The 18263-nt window shown below is 50.2% G+C and carries 9 protein-coding genes and 1 pseudogene; 3 read left to right on the top strand and 7 right to left on the bottom strand.

The genetic code is table 11. The features are described 5' to 3' along the window. Window positions 1-187: 187 nt before the first annotated feature. The 3 genes from MY069_RS17225 to MY069_RS17215 all read right to left on the bottom strand — a co-directional run bounded on the left by MY069_RS17225 (window position 188) and on the right by MY069_RS17215 (window position 9652). Window positions 188-3487, bottom strand: a complete 3300-nt coding sequence (locus tag MY069_RS17225; protein WP_482795020.1) for a caspase family protein — start codon at window positions 3485-3487, stop codon at window positions 188-190. Window positions 3488-3657: 170 nt separating this feature from the next. Next, window positions 3658-6792, bottom strand: coding sequence for a caspase family protein (locus tag MY069_RS17220; protein WP_482795019.1), 3135 nt, complete (start codon window positions 6790-6792; stop codon window positions 3658-3660). Beyond that, complete coding sequence (locus tag MY069_RS17215) at window positions 6782-9652, bottom strand: caspase family protein (protein WP_482795018.1); 2871 nt, start codon at window positions 9650-9652, stop codon at window positions 6782-6784. The genes MY069_RS17220 and MY069_RS17215 overlap by 11 nt, the downstream gene beginning before the upstream one ends. A gap of 150 nt (window positions 9653-9802) precedes the next feature. On the opposite strand from MY069_RS17215, the gene MY069_RS17210 reads away from it, so the two are divergent. Continuing rightward, window positions 9803-10507, top strand: coding sequence for an IS6 family transposase (locus MY069_RS17210; protein WP_482795017.1), 705 nt, complete (start codon window positions 9803-9805; stop codon window positions 10505-10507). 331 nt (window positions 10508-10838) lie between these two features. Beyond that, window positions 10839-12740 carry a putative bifunctional diguanylate cyclase/phosphodiesterase gene (locus MY069_RS17205; RefSeq protein WP_482795016.1) on the top strand — a complete coding sequence of 634 codons (1902 nt, stop codon included), beginning with the start codon at window positions 10839-10841 and terminating at the stop codon, window positions 12738-12740. A gap of 201 nt (window positions 12741-12941) precedes the next feature. Here the strand turns inward: MY069_RS17205 and MY069_RS17200 are convergent. Both MY069_RS17200 and MY069_RS17195 read right to left on the bottom strand, forming a co-directional pair. Beyond that, a protein-coding gene (locus tag MY069_RS17200) for an IS3 family transposase (RefSeq protein WP_482795015.1) occupies window positions 12942-14281 on the bottom strand; the annotation gives its coding sequence in 2 pieces (ribosomal slippage) (window positions 12942-13957 and window positions 13957-14281; 1341 coding nt in all). An 81-nt stretch (window positions 14282-14362) separates the two neighbouring features. Beyond that, a complete protein-coding gene (locus MY069_RS17195; RefSeq protein ID WP_482795014.1) occupies window positions 14363-15115 on the bottom strand; it encodes a hypothetical protein in 753 nt (250 codons plus the stop codon). A 74-nt stretch (window positions 15116-15189) separates the two neighbouring features. Between MY069_RS17195 and MY069_RS17190 the strand changes: the two are divergent. After that, window positions 15190-15716 (top strand): annotated as a pseudogene (locus MY069_RS17190) (IS6 family transposase); the annotation flags it as partial. A gap of 144 nt (window positions 15717-15860) precedes the next feature. Here the strand turns inward: MY069_RS17190 and MY069_RS17185 are convergent. Both MY069_RS17185 and MY069_RS17180 read right to left on the bottom strand, forming a co-directional pair. After that, window positions 15861-16775 (bottom strand): SDR family NAD(P)-dependent oxidoreductase, encoded by a 915-nt coding sequence (locus MY069_RS17185; RefSeq protein ID WP_482795013.1) that lies wholly within the window; start codon window positions 16773-16775, stop codon window positions 15861-15863. Further along, window positions 16765-18237, bottom strand: a complete 1473-nt coding sequence (locus tag MY069_RS17180; RefSeq protein WP_482795012.1) for a carotenoid oxygenase family protein — start codon at window positions 18235-18237, stop codon at window positions 16765-16767. Before MY069_RS17180 ends, MY069_RS17185 begins: the two co-directional genes overlap by 11 nt. Window positions 18238-18263 lie beyond the last annotated feature (26 nt).

Below are 18263 nucleotides of genomic sequence, written 5' to 3'. Positions count from 1 at the left end.
GCCAGTCAGATCAGGCAGGCCACCCGACACTGACCGTGATAGAACGGATAGCGAAGGCCTTCAAAATTTCAATATCGGAGTTGTTCAGCTAAGCATTGGAATTTTCGCCGCCAATCGCCATTATTCGATAATTCCCCAATATGGGAACTTGCAACAGCGTGGCACGTTTTAGACTGTCAGTAACCTCTCATCGAATGCTTTCACTCAGCTCAAAGTACCTTATTTTCTTTCTCCGGACTTCCAAGCGATCGTCTCGACTAGATAGCAGCGCAAGGAATTCTTGAAAATTCAGGCTTTGGCCGTACAGCGGCTGTTTTCCCCACAAGTAGGTTCCAGCATCATCTTTCGTTTCGAAGAAGAGATGTCGTTCGTCATCTGAAAACCAAAACTCATATATATCATGCCCAGCGTTGATTGTGAAAACTTTTCGACCTGTACTCGTGTCAAAAACTTCGACTCTATCAGGCGGAGGATTATCGTCGCGGGCTCCTGCCCGTCGAATGTGGGCAGCATAGTTTCCAAATCGGCTAAGCACTAAATCCTCACCACCGGGTATTGCGACGCGATTGATGTGTTCTATCTCATTTTCTTTTATCGTGAATTTGTGAATCACTCCATTTGATAGAACAACCAACTCACTATCATCGACTGTCAACTTAACGTCGAAGGGGTTCAAGTTGACACCCATGTCAAGGAAGATTGGACGTTGATCCGAGAAATCAAAAATTATTGCGGAGCCGCCTTCCTCCGCGAATGCTACCCACCTTCTTGAATTATTAAACGCCGTGGCTGCTTTGATGCTGATGTCTGAATTCAGCAAGATAGATTCGATTGCAGCGTGGTCAGCTTGATACTGCTCAACCACTAATTCGCCTCCCATCTCGCTGTTCGGTGCGATGGAAAGAGCTCTATCGCCAGTATCGGATATTTCAAAAAAGAGGATACTACCGGCGGCGGAAAAATCCGTAGTTCTCAAGCCGTCTTCGTTAGGAGCGAAATTTGTAACTGAGATTGACGAACCAGTAGTGTCGATTGTCGGCGCGGACCAAATGCGTTCACCTTTAGCAACAACGGTGCGATTTGCGCCAAATCGGTTTTCTGAAGCAAGCAACTCCCAACGTTCAGAAGTGCCGCCTATTTCTATCCTGGAGAGTTCATTACTTAATTGGAGCGGAAGTTCGTGAACCTGACCAATAGTATATGCGCCTTCACTTCTGCTTAGCTCGCAAACATTTGGTAGTAACGCTAGGCGGTTTTCGCCGTCTGAGTGGTATTCTTTTTGCCCGCATCCTCGATGTGTTAAGGCCAATCCATCAAAGATCGGACGTGCGCTTTTTACGACCGAATTATTGTTGAGATCCAAGATTACAAAATCTCGCCCGTACCCAATTGCCAGCTTCTTTCCGGTAGCACTCAAGCTAATTGCCATGGGACAAGTTGGATACGTCTCGCAGTTTTGAAACTGGACTTTCTTTTGGGACTCAACGTTACGGTTTTCGTCGAACACAAATATTTCGAACTCTTCGCTTTCTCGTTCAAGAACGAATATTCGATGCTTCAAGCTGAGCCAACAACGCCAATCGCATGAACCTTCTAATACACCACTGAACTCCAAAACCCCGTTATCGAGTTCAAAAATCTGAAGTTGCGAGCCTCCGATCGCTACCGTTCCGTCATAAAAATCTAGAACACCCCCGGACCTGGTATTTTCCGGTAGGGCGATCTTTTTTTTGGTATTGTCTTTGCTCAAGCTTATGGAGAGCAGCTCATCGTCGAAATCTCGATTTGTTGCGACCAACAATTGATTGGTCTTCGGATCGACGAACAAACTCGGTGTCGTCGCTTGGATCGAAGTGAGGCTTGTTTGGGAACCAGATTCGAGATGAAGCTTTTTGATCAGGCCTTCGGTACCCGTTTGCGCAATATAATAGAGCGTATTGGTATCATGATAAATGTGATCAATAATGATCTCGCTTTGCACATCGTTTATAGTTCTGATGAATTCACCGTCGTTTGAGCGCACGTTCCCGTTTATCAAGAATTTGTCGCCGGAAGATCGCAATGCAGTTCCCCGGTCAGGCGTCCCTTTCTCCACCGTTTCAATCCACTCTCCTGTCTCGGAACTCCAATGCTCCAGCCCCCTATCACCGCTAGATATGGTAAACAGTTTTTGATCATCCAAACTAAACCATACCTCTGTAAAGTTCTGGTGGTTCAACATTTTTTCGCGGTTGGCATCTGCCACATTTCGGCTTGAAATCGCAGCGTTGAGTTCTGCTCTCAAAACGCTGCGATCCACCAATGTGGTGTTCTCAATCCCCAACAATTGCAAAAGAAGCATGACAATCGGTTTTCGATTTCTGGGATCGAAAACTGTCGGAGAAAAATCAACCATCCAGTAGTCGATGGTATCAACTCGTTCAAATTGATCGTGAGGCTCAATCTCTTTTCGTTTCAGCGCTGCGACTTCCATTAACGTTCTAGATATCAATGAAGTAACGTCGTTTCGTGTAAGTTCCCCATTCAGTTTGACGTCTTGTGTCAATGTTCCTTCCTGCTTGGGCACCTGGCTGCCACCGGTAAGCTGAACAACGTCGGTGGTGACATTTGTCAATACGTCATCAATTGAATACCCCGGGGCCGCAATGTTGTTCAGTAATGCAAGCGTAAAGGGGGAATGATTAGATTCTATTTCATAAGAATCGTCTGCCCACATATTCGGATGAGTTGCGAACGCGATGTATTTGTCCGTTTGCTCCTCTATCGGTGCTGCGCTCAAAACCGCTCCCGACATGCCAGTTAGCAATGCTTGGCGTGTCAACGGCCTCCCATTGATGCTCGCCGAGATCAGATCACTAACCGGCTCAGTGCGACAAGCATCAAAAAAGAAAATAGACTGATCTGAATATCGACGTGCTTCGGCTAACACCGCTTCGATCTGGTGAAGCCCCACGATAACGCCGTCGCCACCAACGCTCGCGTCCGTCGACATCATATAGTTACGTTTCTCAGTATCTTGAGAGGGGAGCACCCGGATACCATGCCCCGCATAAAAGATCAGTGAAATATCCGCCCGCTCATGGCTTAACTCATCTATATAACTATCAATGCAGCCTTTTAGATTGAGGGCATCCAGATCGGTTCCTTGGTAAACGGTGAAACCAATCCCTCTCAAGACGCGAGTCATCGCGACGGCATCATTGACAGGGTTCTTCAGCGGGGCGTTGGAGTAATCGCCATTACCCACGACGAGAGCCACCCGACGCTGATACGTTTCACCTGCATCGCTGCCGATGCTGTCGATATCAACCAGCATCTCCTCAACATAAGCCGGGTCAGGCAATAAAACCTCACAAGACCCAGGCTCAGGAGCATCAAACACCGACTCCATAAACGGACGGTCTTGGGCAAAAGAATATGAAGAACAAAAACAAACGATCGGAACGGCGCAGAGGGTACGCGCGCACCAAATAATGCGTTGCAACATGACCAAATTTATCACTCCCAACGGGTATTTATTTGCCAGGATACCGCTTTCAACATCCTTCGCCCCAAACGAACTCCCATAGGTTCCATTTTTTCGATCGGGCTTTTTTTAATCAAATGGCCGAATGCTATTAGCTAAGATCTACGATATCTCTTGAGAAGATTGGTAGGCTATTGCATTCCAACGTCTCCCCAGAAAAGTGCTGAAGCATCGCCACTTACTCGAGTTTCTGAGGCCCTTTCTTTTTTTAACCCAAGAAATCTTTTCGAGAAGACTAAGACTTCATCCTCCTCAAAGCCTGGCGCAGCGAAGCCGAGCTCTCCACATGCAATGAAATTTTCGCTTAGACCATATGACCAAAAAGGGTGTTGAAATTCGTCTTGATGGAGCAACTGACCAGATTCAACGTCGAAAAAAGAGAGCATTGTCGGATATCCATGGCTTACCATTAGCACATTTGCCCCATAGGCTAATTCAACCTCTTCCATATTTTGAAGTATCGGACTTGTGATACGGCTTGTTTCACCATTTTTGATACTAATTAAGTCAACAAAGTCCCTTCTTACATTTATTCCAAAATGAACTAGATCGTCGAATTCAAAATGATTATCGAGCACATTCGAGACGTCAGCATCAGGCAACTCGACGTCATCCGCGCTCCCAGAAACGGACATGATAACGCTCAAGTCTGCCGCATTCTCTCCGGCCAAGAGAATTTCGTTTTCATTCGTGAAGGCAACCGCCTCGACCCAACCAGGCGCTTGATAGACTGCCGGAGTTTCGATGGAATCTACGGACCAAAGGTCAACGCCCTGAAATGGTCCTGAATTCGAAACGATAAGTTTCCCGTCACTAGAAATGGAAATTGTGTCAGCGAACCTCAGTAGATCGACTTCATCATCAAAATTGGACGGATAAAGCTCAAACTTCGAAGTGATAATCCATTCTTCGGTATCAACTATCGTGATGTTTCCGAGCCTTGGAACAAATACCAACGAGCCCCCTCCATGAGCAAACTTAACATCAGCAAGGGTTTGGTATGTCTCGTTCCGAGGCTCATCCTCGAATGTTAGTCGCGCGATCAATTCATGGTCGTTTAAGTCCCAAACCTGAAGCTCACTCGCATCTTCAGCGCCAATAGCGATATGCGAACCATCGGGTGAGCAAGCGATCGCTCCCACTTCTTTTTTTAGTCTAATTGGAAGTGGAAGAATATATCGCAGGTCTCGTTCAACTAAGTGGCCACTCTTGTAAGCAACCAGAAGCTTATCACGGCCATGTATTGCAATCTTAGAAATCTCTCGATCTTCGAATTTGTAGCTTGCAATTTTTTGAAGGCTGCTTGCCTCAAAAACTCGCAATTGATTCCCCATACTCGACATAAAAACGTTGGCTGAAGGCGAGATGAGGTTTGGCTTTGTTGAGTAGCCATCGAATTCGCGCACTTGATGAACCTCACCTGTGAACGCGTCTAAACCGACAAATCGCCGATTGGTATCGTCGTGAGCAATTAGTCGACTTTGTTTCTCCCACCACAAATCCTGAATTTTAAATGGCAGGTCCACACTAGAGACAACCTCGGGAACGTCCTGCAAACTCCATGAAACTAATGACGAGCTATCGATTATCAGCCCTTCAGCAGAATGATTTTCAGAGACAACTAGGCGCATACCGTCACCGCTGAATGCGAAAGAACGATGTTTAAGATTTTTGCTTAATGTCGTGCGATAGAGTCGCTCTTTTTGACTCGAGTAAAACAACACAGCTGTTCCAAAACTTGGAGCAAGAACAAATCCGGCACCCTTCGGCTGCGCTACAATTACTCTTACCGGCTCCCAGTCGGAAACCGCTCCGCGCGCATCAAATTCGCTTTCAATTTTAAGCTCCAAAGAGTCGGTAGATATGGAGTACACCATCTCACGATGATCGATGAATAAAAGGCGCTGATTGAAACGATCGAAGTCGGCACTCGCAATCGGGTGGGTATGTAATACCTCCTTTAACACTCGACCGGTCCTTCGCTCGAATACACTAACTTGTCCTGCTTCACCAAGCGTGTAAATGTATGCACCGTTTTCAGAATAAAATATTGCAACAGGGCTATATTCAAGAATAGAAATCAGGTCTATTTTTTTTAGCGAGAGCTTTTTTCTTTCGATATCAGTGCGTAATCCGCTACCCTTGTTCTTCAATCGCGATACGAGTGATTCAAGTAGATTTAGACGATCGGTAGCCAGGCTCAATTGAAACCGCTCTATTAGATTCGAAACTTCTTGAAGTTCGCTTTTGACAAAATTGATAGCTTCCGCTTCCGTCAAAGTTCCATTGAGTTTGACTTCATCGACTAACGAGGAGGATGTCCAAGGTGTTTGGTTCCATCCTGTGAGCTCGCCCACGTCATTGGATACATATGACATAACGCGCTCTAGCGAATAACCTGGAGAAGCGATGTGGTTGAGCAGCGATTGTGTAAATGGAGAGTGGTTGGCGTCTGCCTCATAGGCGTCGTCAGCAACTCTGTTAGGAGCCGTCGCATACGCGATGTATAATCCGGCCTGATCTGATGTCGCCCCCTCATCAACTTCGATGACTGCCGCTCCCTCAAGGCTCAGGGCCACCTGGCGGCTGATGGCAACACCATCAATCGTTTCTGGGGCATCTTCACCAAGTGGATCGTTACGACAGGCATCATAAAAAAAAACTGCTTGTCCAGACCGGCTGCGCATCTCAGCCAGAACCGTATCGACCTGTTTGAAACCAACCCCTTTTCCTTGAGAATCGATCCGAGCGTCGGTTGCAAGCATATAATTACGCTTCTCCGTATCGGCTTCTGAGATCAGTTGCACGCCATGCCCGGCGTAAAAGAACAGAGACAGATCCGCCGGCTGTCGCTCAAGTTCGATGGCGTAGTCATCGATACATGCTTCAAGACCGACCGCGTCTAAATCAATCCCACGGAAGACCGTGAAGCCAATCGCACGAAGCACTCGGGTCATCGCGGTCGCATCATTACCAGGGTTCTTAAGCGGATCGATTGAGCGATAATTGCTGTTCCCAACGACCAAGGCCACCCTGCGTTCGTACATTTCTCCTACTTGGCTGCCAATGCTCTCCACATCGATCAGCATTTCTTCAACATAAGCAGGGTCAGGCGCTAACTTCTCACATGTGCCCGCTAACGGAATATGAAAAACCGACTCCTCGAACGTACGATCCTGAGCAAAAGAATAGGAAGAAAAAAAACATACGATACAAAAAAGCAAATAGAACGATCCCAATCGGGACCTTTTCTTGTCAACCCGCATCACCCTCATCTCCAACTGTCTCTAATATTTTCCGACAGAGACTGGTCGAATAATATGGATGGTCGGTTTTCAGGGTGTTCCTACAGATTTGCGCCATACCGGGTTGATTTGTAGGCGATTTTGCCTCCTCGATTAACGTTCTATGCCTCCAACAAGCACGAAGCTCCATGGTTGATCGATCCCACTTTCTCCAGTCGCTTTTCACTTTTATTTTCTGATATTCGACACCTAGATCAGGATCTGGTCGCACGCCTGTTGCTCGTTCAATCAACCGAGGTTCGCCGTCCCAACCATGCGACCCCCAAGCGATACGCCGAGCTGGGTCGATAACCATAACTGTGTGACCGTCGCCTCGAACGGGATCGCGATAAACGAGGACATCACCGATTCGAAGATCCGATGTGGCTACGTCATCCGACATACAACTGACAAAATTATCAGACATAAGATAGTCAGGTCTCGCCATGTCTCCAGTGTACAAATAACCATCGACGCTCGGATCGTAGGGCACAGAGCAAACGGCTTCGTCTGGAATGGATGATGAATATCTATTGTAAGGCAACCCGGCTCGGGTGAACGCAAACCAAATCGCGCGAGAACAGTCTATACCTTGCTCGAGATTGGCTATTTCTGACCCTTCACACCAACCATGCTGTTTATAGGGGACACCGTCAGAACTAAGGAGTCCTTCATCTCTATTTGCCAATCCATCTGCGACTTTGAGCAATCGATATAACGCCGAAGCGGGACCAGCATCGGGAAGATAGGGAGATACATCGAATTTGCTGATAGTGTACTCACGTGACAACGGCGCATCCGATGGTTCTTCGCTATCGAATTCTGAGTTAGCCACTGTTTTGAGCGCGAGAACTGAATAAGTGCCCGGCTCTTTATCCTCCAATAATCCAACCCGTGCAGAAATATCGAACTGGCGCGATGGGTCCTTTAGCAAATGCCAAGGAACATTGCGCCCCAGAGGAAGCCCCAATACAAAAACGTGATCGGTAACACCAATCGCCTCCGGGGGGGCCTGGAACACCCCAATTGTCGCCTCTTGGCCAGGGGCAAGCGTGACCGAAGAATTTTGTCCGGAACTTGTTCGAGGAATTGGAGATTTTGAGCCATCCGCAGAAAGTACACTGCCGGCAATTTGGACAGGAACCGTCGCCCCGTTCGAGAGTTTTACTTTCAACTTATACGCTTGGCAAACCGGTATTTCTTGAAGCGTATTAGCGCCTGCCTGTTCCCAAGGTTTGGGTTCGTACTCAACCTTACAGATTCCTCGATTAGGCGCAGAAAACGGTTCAGCCTCAACCCGCAGCGAATGATTCACAATCATCGCGCTATCCGACGTATCCCAACCTGCCAAAAGAACCTTTTGCGCGAGGTGATCTCTCAAACGGAAAGATATTCGCTTCGCGATCTCACTGTCATTAATTGTCAGTTTGTTTCTAACTATTCCATTTTGATCGACGATTTCCACCCAATCATCGTTCAGCTGACGAAGAGTTAGATCTCCTAATCCTTCGATGAGTTTGATTGATTTTTTCTCACCGTCTGGAAATGCAAGATTTAGTTGATCCTCATCCAAACTTTCCAACACATTGGTACTGACCAATCGGCCTGGGGGCGCGACAGACACATACATTTTGATCGAGTCTGGCGACGATTGCACAATTCGAGCATAGTCACCTACGCTTACACTCGAGGCCGTATCGTCTTCATAGGGCACTAAACGCAGCGCATCCCCTCTCACATATTCCAATGCTACGAACTTGGGAAACCCGACGTCTGCTGCATCGACTTCCGTCGCATCTGCCGACCCAGGTAAAATTTCGTAAATCGCTCCTGCTCCTGCTCCAGGAACCGGAAACCCTTGGACCGTTATGTCATTTGCTTCTACTGCCTCAACGACCCATTCAAATGTAGGCTGAAACGCCGTACCATCGTTAAATACATACTTCCTTGCGTTCCCCGAAAGAGTTGGGTTTTGGTAGTAGGTTGATCTCATTCTGCTTACGATTTGAGAAAACAGTTGATCGTAAGTGACCCTTAGCCCTCGTTGCTCTCTAAGAGTGTGAAGAATCGCTGAAGTAAAAACGCCACTGCCATCAACCTCAAGCGCCTCTTGATGGTCGCTAGCTGCCGATAGAAACACTGCATTTGGAAAGTCTTCGGGTTGATAATCTGCAAAGCCGAGACCTCCATCTGACCTATCCGTAGAAGATTCGCCACCTCGCGTATCAAACTCCAAAGTGCTGACAAATCTCGATGCGGCAAAAGCACGGGTCCCGGTGCCTGAGTGGCAACTATCCAAAATGACCGTCAGGTTTGGCGAGCGGTCATACACCCGCGAAAGTAACGCATTAAATTCGTCGTCTCTGAGCTGTGGCACGCGCGTTTCGTTTGGACGTGGAGCGACACTGTCGTGCAAAACCAATGTTTCGTCGAATAGATCTGGTTCATCATTGTTATCGTCTGGCAAACGCGATCCGTGCCCGGCATAAAAGATTAAAACTTGGTCAGCTGGGACACCTTCTTCATCGCTGGCGGCGCTCGCCAGCTCTGCAAACGCTTTCTTCACACCGTCATAAGTCGCCTCTGAGTTGACGACAGTGCAAATGTTCGATTTTGGGAAACCAGCAGATTTCTCGAGATACCGAGACATGCGGCGAACATCGTTTACTGCGCCATTCAAGTCTCGTACGAATTCATAGTCATCAATACCAATAAGCAACGCGATTCTCATTTGACCGTCGTCTGAATGCTGCAAACCACCGAACTCGCAAACTTGATCTGCCCACGCTTGAAGGTTTCCAAAAATCATAGCTACGAAGGCAAATACCATCCGCTTGAACACTCGCGTCCCCTTGCTCTCTACTTGTTAACCTTATCAACAGAATGCGCGAATTAAGAAAAATATCAATAGGCCCGAGCGAGTTGTAGAGACTAATGGGAAGGCCTTGTCAGCGGAAAGTGAGCCTTAACCGCCCTGCTCTACGCTTGGTACATGTCCAATTCACCGTTCCGCTATTCCAAGACATCGCCTGAGATCATCCAGCTCGCGGTTATGATGTATGTCCGAGTTCCGCTCTCCTTGAGAAATGTCGAAGACCTACTTCACGAACGAGGCGTTGATCTTTGCCACGAGAGCGTGCGGCTTTGGGGCGATCGCTTTGGTCCAATCTTCGCCGGAAAGATCCGAACGAAACGCGCATCATACATGCGCCAGCATACTCAGTGGCAATGGCACTTGGATGAGGTTTTCGTGAAGATCAATGGTGTCCAGCACTACCTCTGGCGAGCTGTCGACCATGAAGGTGAAGTGCTGGAAAGTTACGTTACCAAGACCCGCGACAAGCAGGCAGCACTTACCTTTTTGAAGAAAGCGATGAAACGATACGGCGCGCCAAGAATGGTCATCACCGACCGACTCCGATCTTATGGCGCCGCCATGAAAGAGATCGGGAATGAAGACCGCCAGGAGGTCGGTCGCCATCTCAACAATCGGGCAGAGAACAGCCACCTGCCCTTCAGGCGAAGAGAGCGGGCGATGTCCCGATTTCGAAGGATGAGTAATCTACAGAAATTCGTTTCGACCCATGCCTCGTTCCACAATCACTTCAACTTAGACCGCCATCTCAACCACCGTTCCATGTTTAAATCGATGAGAAACGCCGCCCTCTCCGAGTGGCGCCAGCTTCTGGCTGGATAAGAGCCCCTACGCCGTAAGATGCTGGAGACCGGTTCGCGTTAGACTGGCAGCACCGCCACCCAATTCTTAGACCATTGGTATCACTGAGATATTTTCCATCGAAAGTGTCTAACCCAACAGGTTAGACACTTTTGTGTTCTGGACCTGTACTCAAGGGTTCCATTCTCAGTCCGATTGGCGAGCATTAGGAGACAAATGGGTTTCCCTGATTTAGGAGACAAAAATGCGCCTGGCTCGCTGTTCCACCGCCAAAAGCGTATCAAAAGACTTAGCGCCAATATGTAAAATGAAGCACAACCTTAGATAGAATTTATCTCATCGGTGTTATTTGATGGCGATGAGCTTCGCCCCTGAGCACCTTGAGTATTCTGCCGAGGCATTTGATGCACGCGCGCGAGAATTCGCGTTTTGGACAGGCGTGATAGGTCTTGTATTGAGCGCCACTGTTTACCTATCGATATTCTTGAGTGGGCAGCTCATTCTGCACTATAAAATCACTTCGCCGTTATATGCCGGATTGCTGGGATTGATCGTCGGCTCCGCGTATTTCGATTACCGCGTCAACGCCGTCACAAATTTCTCGGTAGCATCGATATTCCTTGTGTTCTGGCTATCCTCCTACGCCGAAGCATTCCAAGCTCACCTCACGTTTGTAAGCACGCCACTCATTCTATTTGTCCCGGTTTTGCTGATGATGGTACTGCACCATAGGTTGGTCTTTGCCATCGCACCGATACAATTCGGCTTAGTGCTTCATTACTCTTATCTGCACGGAGCCCCGTTCTATGCACCGGATTGGACGCGATCCGATCATTTCTACTCCAGCCTGTCGCTTGCGACCCTCTCAACGCTGTGCTTATTTGCGGTTGCCGTGGTCTCGCGAAAGCGAAACCAAACGGATGGCAAACTTCAAGCTTTGGTGGCTGATCAATCGCACCTCGCAACCACCGATTATCTAACGGCGCTCCCAAACCGAAGAGCGTTTACGGCGCGGCTCAATGAAATGCTCGCTGAGATGAAACGCAGCTCGCGTACTCTGGATGTAGGCATAATAGATTTGGATGGGTTCAAAAGCGTCAACGACGTTTATGGACATGCTGCGGGCGATGCACTCCTTCTCGAAGCGTCAAACAGACTCACAAAGGCACTACCACATGACTGTTTTGTCGCCCGGCTTGGGGGCGACGAGTTTGGCGTCTGTCTATTGGGAGATGGCCGGGATTTAGAGGGCATCGGGTATGACGTGTGTGCTGAGCTCAGCCGCCCCTTCCAATTGCAAGATGCTACAGTCCGTATCGGTGGCTCGGTGGGGTTCGCATCGACACGATCAGCAGATTCGAACATTAGCCAACTCTTGGAACGCGCTGATTATGCGCTTTATAAATCAAAGTCAGAAAGCAAAGGCCGTACAACGACATTCTCAGAAGACGACGAGTATCGCATTGAGCGGGTTCGCGTCATTAAGCGCCACTTGTTAAGCGATCAATTGTTCGACGAACTGGATGTCGTATTCCAACCAATCGTGTTCCCGACGACCGGAGCGGTAAAAGCTATGGAAACACTGGTGCGCTGGAACAATTCGGTTTTGGGGAATGTGCCGCCTTCGGAATTCATACCTATTGCGGAACAGATTGGTCGAATTTCGGATATTAGCCACTTTGTCCTGCGCCGTGGACTGGAGGTCGCCGCCAAATGGCCAGATCATATCTTCATCTCACTCAATATGTCAGCGGCGGATATTTCAAATCAAAGCTCTATTGATAAGTTGCTAGAGATATTGAACGCATCGCCCGTTTCTAACAGCAGGGTTGTTCTCGAAATCACTGAAACTTCGATGATCAACGATTATAAACGCGGGAGCGAGTGCTTGCAGGCTTTGCGCGAGACAGGCGTTCACATCGCCCTGGACGATTTTGGGACGGGTTACTCGTCTCTGAGTTACTTGAGACGCTTGAACATCAAGAAACTAAAAATCGATCGCTCGTTCATTGCGGATATCGAAAATGACATCGCGGCATGCAATCTACTTACAGGCATTATCGAGTTGTGTGCTGGCATAGACATTGACTGTGTTGTGGAGGGCATCGAACATGCAGGACAACTCGAAATAATTTCGTCCCACAAAAATGCACTGGCGCAGGGTTTCTATTTTTCGAAGCCGTTGCGCGAACCAGATGCAATCGCTTATGTCACCAAAACGAGCGAAAAAAAGCTGCGCCTGGTCGCTTCTTAGCTGCTGCTCCGTCTCGGTTTTTTGGGAACGTAAAATTGCCGCTTCGCATCGATGAGGAGTCGCTTTAGCTCCGTCGGCATGGTTACCACTGACTTTGGCCTGAACTACCAACGCATGCCGCAAGCCTCAATTGTCCGTTTTCAAACGGTTGAGACACTCTGATGCTTTTGGATCAGGAGAGATTGGCTCATCTGGTTTGGTTTAATCAGTAGATCTTGCGTGATGCAAGCGGCGTAGTTTCATGGTCCTCCGTTTGGTTTTGGCGCGTTGCTGCAGGATTTCGTCGCCGCGGCCGAAGTAGACATCTGCGGGCGTGAGATTGTTCAGGCTCTCGTGGTAGCGGCGATGATTGTAGTGATCGACAAAGGCGTCGATCTCACGGGTCAGGTCACCGGGTAGGAAGTAGTTTTCCAGGAGGATGCGGTTTTTGAGCGTCTGGTGCCAGCGCTCGATCTTGCCCTGGGTCTGTGGATGATAAGGCGCCCCACGCGTGTGGGTGAAGCCTTCTTCGGCAAGCCAGTCGGCAAATTGCTCAGCGACGTAGGACGGCCCATTGTCCGAGAGGATACGAGGCCGGTGTCTGACTGTAATCTGATCGAGCCCAGAGGCTTGCAAGGCGAGGTTCAGCGTTTCCTGCGCATCGATGGAGGCCATGTTGGTGCAAAGCTTCCAGCTGACGATATAGCGCGAGAAATCATCCAGCACCGTGGAGAGGTAATACCAGCCCCAGCCAATCACTTTCAGATAGGTGAAGTCGGTCTGCCACATCTCATTTGGGCGCGTGGTCTTATCCTTGAACTCGTCCGCCGCCTTAATGACAATGAAGGCGGGGCTCGGGATCAGGTCTCTGGCCTTCAGGATGCGATAGACACTGGCTTCTGAGATGAAGTAGCGCTTCTCATCGGTGAAGGTCACAGCCAGTTCGCGCGGACTGAGATCGGTGCGGTCTAAGGCCATTTTGACGACCGCATCGCGAACATCATCAGGGATCCGGTTCCAGGTCACTTTGGGGCCACTGCGCCGGTCTTCCAGAGCATCGACACCGCCTTGTTGCCAGGCATCATACCAGCGATAGAAAGTCGGGCGTGACACACCGATCTGTTCCAGCGTGCGTTTGATCGGCTGATGCGATTGCTCGACCAGATGGATGATCTCCAGCTTCTCAGATGCAGGGTATCTCATATGTCGTCGTCCCCATCCGCAATCACGCTTTTTTTGAGCACGCGGTTTTCCAGAGTGAGATCCGCAACCACCTCTTTGAGATCCCGCATCTCACGGCGCATCTCCACGACTTCATCGCTGCGGGCTTCGCGTTGAGTGTCGCCCGCCAGGCGCTTCTTCCCAGCCTCCATGAAGTCCTTCGACCAGCTATAATACTGGCTCTGGGCAATCCCCTCACGGCGACATAACTCCGCAATCGAATGTTCACCGCGCATGCCTTCCAGGACAATACGGATCTTCTCTTCTGCTGAATATTTACGCCTGGTGCGGCGCTTCACCGATTTTATGTGCTGTTCGGCACTTTCGGATTTTTTGCTCATCTTCACTCCTTGAGTCAGTTACGATGAGCCAAAAATCCTCCTGAAGCAAAACCACCAAAGTGTCTCACGGTCGCTGAACCGCTACACCCGATGAATTTTTAAAGTAATCCTAGCGAGCTCTGGGATGGTTGGCTTTCCGCGATAGTGCCCAAACACATATAGCTTACCATTGGTGATCTGGCAGGCTAGGATGACTGAGTAAGAGATACCTTCAAGACCCGAAGCCGCGTCTATGCTCAAGAACCGCGCATCGTACTCCTTCGGAAGATCGTCATATCTACAAATATCACTCAGATCGATGACACCAGCGCCCTCCAGGACAGGGCTTTGCTGAAACTGCGCTTCAAAGGCGCGGCGCCCCATCTTTCTTTTCTGCGTCTTAAGGTATTCAGCAGGATAGCGGCTCTCGTGAAGAAGGTCGCCCACCTTGCGAATGTGTGCCTCTCCGCCGATCGGGATGGTCTCTTCTTTTGTCGCGATCGCAGGAAGGCTTAAGACCTCCCAATGCTCCGCCTTCTGTAAATGCTCGACTGGATCGAACACTGACAACCGCTGCATGACAAGAAGCATCGGGGTCTTTGCCGGCTGGTTTGTGCGTGTAGAGAAAACCTCATCGATCCAGCGATTTACTGTCTCGCAGGCGGCTTCATTGTCGGCATCAGATGCATCGAGCAAATCATCCATGATCAAGACGTGCCCGCCATGACCTGTCACGTCACCGTCCACCGACATCGCGATCCTGCCGCCCCCTTCACTGGTCGTAATCCTGGATTCAGTATCTTTCGCGAGTGACTTAAATGTCGGAAACAGAGTCTGTACAAAAGCGTCCGACATAAGCTTGCGCGACTTGTTTGATAGGAATTGTCAGCGGAAAATGAGTCTTAACCGCCCTGCTCTACGCTCGGTTCATGAACCAGACCCCATTTCGCTATTTCAAGACGTCACGCGAGTTCATCCAGCTCGCGGTGATGATGTACGTTCGATTTCCACTTTCATTGCGCAATGTCGAAGACCTTCTGCATGAGCGTGGGATCGATGTCTGCCATGAGAGTGTCCGGCTCTGGGGGGATTGCTTTGGTCCGATCTTCGCGGGCAAGATCAGAACGAAGCGCGCCTCATTCATGCGACAGCATACTCAGTGGAAATGGCACTTGGATGAGGTCTTTGTGAAGATCAATGGCGTCCAGCATTATCTATGGAAAGCCGTCGATCATGAGGGCGAAGTGCTGGAAAGTTACGTCACCAAAACCCGTGATAAGCAGGCTGCGCTTACCTTCTTGAAGAAAGCCATGAAGCGATATGGGGCACCTATGCTGGTGATTACAGATCGCCTTCGACTTCTGGTGCCACCATGAACGAAATTGGAATCCAGGAGCGCCAGAAGGTCGCTCACTATCTCCACAATCAGGAAAAGACCAGTCAGTTACCTCTCCGGTGAAGAGGGCGCGCGTTGTTGCGTTTTCGAAGAATTAGAAACGCCCCCTGTCTGAATGGCGCTCGCTTCTGGCTGGAGAGCCCCTACTCCGCACGATGCTGGAGACGGGTTCGCATTAAATTGCAAACACCCTTTTCGCGATGATCAAGGCGTCGGCTTTGCATTTTCTTCAGTGCGCGCGACAAAGTCGGCAAAAGCTCGTTCCGCGTCATCGTATGTGCTCATTGTCGTCTCGGGATGCATCTCAATTCCTGCAATGGGTACAGGTAGACTTCCGGAGAAGGCTTCAGTCGCGGCCTCTACCATTCTGGCATGGCGAAGCTGCCCTGCGCCCGCAACCCACAACTGGCCGGTTTGGCGACAGTCTTCGCTGGCAAGCCAAGCCGCGGGCGCTGCTGCAGCTTGAGGAGAAAAGCGTTCGGCAATCTCGCCTGTGACCGTGTCATGCGTCATCCGCGTCTCGGCATATGGTGCGAGCGTGTTGACACGCAACGGACTCTTGCGATTTTCAGCGGCAAGTGCCGAAGCAAATGCAATCACCGCCCCTTTGGAGGCGCTGTACGCCGCACCACCCCGCATGCCATACATGCCTGCGGATGAGGCGATAAAAACCAGACGGCCTGCTGGCGCCGTTTTGAGCACTGGCAAAAACGTCCGCACCAATCGCACCTGGGCATTGAAATTCGTCTCGATGACATGATCAAATTTCTCGGCGGCCACCTTTCCAAAAAAGTCCGGCGCCCCAGCAACCCCCGCATTCAGGATAACCGCATCCAGTCGACCGAAGTTCGACAACGCAGCATCTAGCAGGCCTTGCGGCGCTTCGAGCGCAGTCACATCGCTCCTCTCAGCCACGGCGGCGCCGCCCAGAGCGCGAATTTCATCAACCACGTTCTTGGCGCTATCGCTCTCACCCTCACGGCGCCGATTGTTGACAATAACGGCGTCACCCTGTTGCGCACACGCGATCGCAAATGCCCGCCCAAGTCCCTTGCCCGCGCCTGTCACAATAACCACCCGGCGAGGGCTCGAATTCGCACCCTCACGGTCAAGCGCCATGCGCCCACCCTGTGATTTGTTCGGCCTTCATCCAACAGGCGTGAAAGCCGCTCGGCACCTGGCGCGGCAACATGATACGCGCAATTGGCCCTTTGCCGATGTCGAGCGCATCGAAGACCTGTATCTGCTGAACTTTGGTAGCGTTGTTCCAGACGAAACTCACCACATACCCATGGTCTTCGCTCTTCGGGTTATCCGCTGGCGCGAACCACGGCTCGCTATACCAAGCATCTTCTGGCCCGTCAGACCATGCACCAACGCTCTCACCGGTATCGGTGTTCATCTTGCGGATCCCCGTCCAATGCAATGTCATAGGATCATGATCTACAAGATAGCCCCACTTCGTGTACCGTCCGGTTCGAGAACTGTCATAGGTCGGAAACTCAACGTTCAGATCTGCGTTGAGACATTGTTCGCAAGCCTCACCGGTTTTGATGTTCATGCGATATTCCCACAGCCGCGCATCCATTTCGAGGTGAGCTATGCGTTTCGCGGTGCGGTGCTCATCAATTTCGCCCTGCTCGTCCAGCGTCGGCATGTAGCGACAGGCGACCATCACGATCTCATCACCTTCCTCCCAACTGTTCACCACGTGATAAAGAAAGCACGGCGTGAATTCGAACCACCGCAACTCGCTGGCGGCACCAAATCTCGGGATCACGCCAAATCGCGCCGGCATTGAGGCATTGAAACGGATCTTGTGTCGGCCAGCCTTGAGCGCCTGTTCATCGTGATAGACTGGCAAGTCGTGCAGAATGGAATAATGCTCAGTGATCGCCATGTCATGCGGCAGGCGGTCACCCGGTAGCTCAATTGGGACATGATGCACCAATTCTCCAGCTTTGTTGACCACGCTGTAAGTCATGAATGGATGGTGATCGAAATAGTCGAAAAACATGAGGTCGCCCGTCACCTCATCGACTTTGCCGTGCGCAGACATCCCTTTGCCTGGACCCGTCGCGTAGTCGGCCGATGATTCCGTCTCGAGGGTCAGAGGGTTTAGGATGTAGGGTCGCCCTGACAGGTACCAGCTGGAAACCGCTTTGCCCGCATGACCGATAATGTCGGTATTAGAGACGTCAGCCAGAATCTTGTCGGCGCGACCTTTCAGAGTCTGGTGGATGCCCCAGTGTATTTCCTCACCATGCACTTCGTTTTCTTGCCAAGCCTCCGTTCGCACCCAACGATTGCGGTACGTGACTTTACCATCTCGAAACTCGACCGCGTGAATCATGCCATCGCCGTCAAAAGCGTGATACGCCCCTTGGGGTTCGAACCGTGGATTGGGTCCATTTCTCAAGTAAACGCCATTCAAGTCGTCCGGAACTTTGCCCTCAACCGGAAGCGAACTCCAGGTGTCTTCTGTTGCCACGGGAGCAAAAGGTCCGGTGAGCATCGGCCCGTGCGCGTGCCCAAATGGAGCTTCAATTTCTAGATGGTCGTCGCGATTAAGATCCGACATTGCGCATCCTCCACCAATCATCTTGC

This window comes from Hyphomonas sp. ske169, assembly GCF_056850855.1.
Note: the sequence above shows the minus strand (reverse complement) of the source record. Positions and strands in the feature narration are given on the sequence as shown.